We start from the raw sequence: 1791 nt of genomic DNA, 5'->3' as shown, positions 1-1791 counted from the left end.
TCGTTCAGTGCCCGAACGCGGCATCCCAGAATCGGCCGTTCGTTCACGTAACCGGCCGAGGCCATGGTGTGATCCTCAGGCTATAGTCACGCCGCTGCACGCCAGCGGAATCTACTCACATCAGCGTGCAACGGCGATCTGTTATCCGATCATGAGCTCGGAATGATCATCGCGGCGAGATCGGTGAGTAGATCGGGACCTGTAGGCTCCCATCCCAGCCGCTCCTGCGTCAAGACGCTCGACGCGGTCATGTCGAGAGCAGCGAAGGGAGCCATCCAGCCGAAGAAGCGCTCGATGTCTTCGGTTGCGATCGAACGTACCGGCAATCCGGTTCCCTCGCCGATGGCCTCTGCGATCGTGCGTGCATCGACGCCCTCCTCGACCGACGCATGGTATCGCGCGCCCGGCTCGCCGCGCTCGAGAGCCAGCACGTATAGCTTGGCGACATCGCTGATATGCGCGGCAGCCCAGCGCGTCTTCCCTTCGCCGAAATACGCCACCGCCCCGGCACGGCGGGCCTCGGCGATCAGCGGCGTGATCAGACCGGCCTTGGTAGTATCGTGCACCTGCGGCAGGCGAATGGTGCGGACATCGATGCGGCGGGCGATCAGCGCTGCGGCGGCCAGCTCCGTCACGATGCGCGGATTGGCGTGGAGCGGGTTAAGCACATCCTCGGTCGCAGGACCGCCGTTGCGCGGCGTTCCAATACCGATGCCCGAGGTTATCAGGATCGGCTTGTTGGTTCCCGCCAGCGCATCGCCCATCGCGGCGATGTTGCGTTCATCCTTTCGAGTATTCTCGACGAAGTTGGCAAAGTCGTGATCGAATGCGCAGTGAATGACCGCGTCAGCCGCAGCGACACCACTCGCAAGGGTCTCCGGTCGTTCCAGGTCGCCCCGATGAACATCGGCGCCAGCCGCTTCGAGCTGCTGCGCGCCCGCGTCGGAGCGAGTGAGCCCGAGCACATTGTGACCGCGGTGGAGTAGCTCGGGAATGACATGGGAGCCGATAAAGCCGGTCGCACCGGTCAAGAACACGCGCATGGAAATCTCCTCGTTGACGAGGGATGTATCGCCTTGCGCCCGACCCTGTTAAAGTAGTGAGCTTATCGTGGTATAAGCTGCAACAGGATACATCTTGTCTACTGACGCACCAAATTCGCTGGGCACATACCTGCGCGACCGCCGCACTCGCCTGGACCCGGCGACTTTCGGGCTCAGCGGCAGTCGCCGCCGTACGCCCGGCTTGCGCCGTGAAGAGGTTGCGAGCCGCGCGAATATCAGTCCGACCTGGTACACCTGGCTCGAGCAGGGCCGTGGCGGCGCGCCATCTGCGGATGTCCTCGATCGCATTGCGAAGGGGCTGATGCTGACCGAGCCGGAGCGCGAGCACATCTACATGCTCGGACTGGGTCGTCTGCCAGAGGCCCGCTATCAGCCGGTCGACGGCATCACCCCTCGCCTGCAACGGGTACTCGACGGGATGGTGCTCAGCCCCGCGATCATCAAGACCGCGATGTGGGACGTTGTCGGCTGGAACCGTGCCGCTGCGGTCTTACTGACCGACTATTCCAAGCTGCCGCGCGAGGGGCGCAACATTCTGCGTCTAATGTTCGGCAGCGACCATGTCCGCGCCCGCAATGCCGATTTCGACAGCATCGCCCGCTTCGTCGTCGGCGCCTTCCGCGCCGACGTGGCGCGCGCCGGCGCTAGCACCAGCGCCGAGGTGATAAAGCTCGTCATGGAGTTGTCTCGGCTCAGCCCTGAGTTCGAAGCGCTGTGGCAGGACAAC

Annotated in this window: 2 protein-coding genes; one reads left to right on the top strand and one right to left on the bottom strand. The window is 63.8% G+C overall.

Going from position 1 to position 1791, the window contains the following annotated elements; all coding sequences use genetic code 11:
- Positions 1 to 149: 149 nt before the first annotated feature.
- Positions 150 to 1043 (bottom strand): SDR family oxidoreductase, encoded by an 894-nt coding sequence (locus IFT87_RS20070; protein WP_192191748.1) that lies wholly within the window; start codon positions 1041 to 1043, stop codon positions 150 to 152.
- A 94-nt stretch (positions 1044 to 1137) separates the two neighbouring features.
- On the opposite strand from IFT87_RS20070, the gene IFT87_RS20065 reads away from it, so the two are divergent.
- Positions 1138 to 1791: helix-turn-helix transcriptional regulator (locus IFT87_RS20065; RefSeq protein WP_192191747.1), on the top strand; the 654-nt coding region annotated here is incomplete at its 3' end.

The organism is Sphingomonas sp. CFBP 8765 (assembly GCF_014841445.1).
Classification (GTDB): Bacteria; Pseudomonadota; Alphaproteobacteria; order Sphingomonadales; family Sphingomonadaceae; genus Sphingomonas; species Sphingomonas aerolata.
The sequence above is the reverse complement of the archived record's forward strand: the minus strand, read 5'-3'. Positions and strand labels throughout refer to the sequence as shown.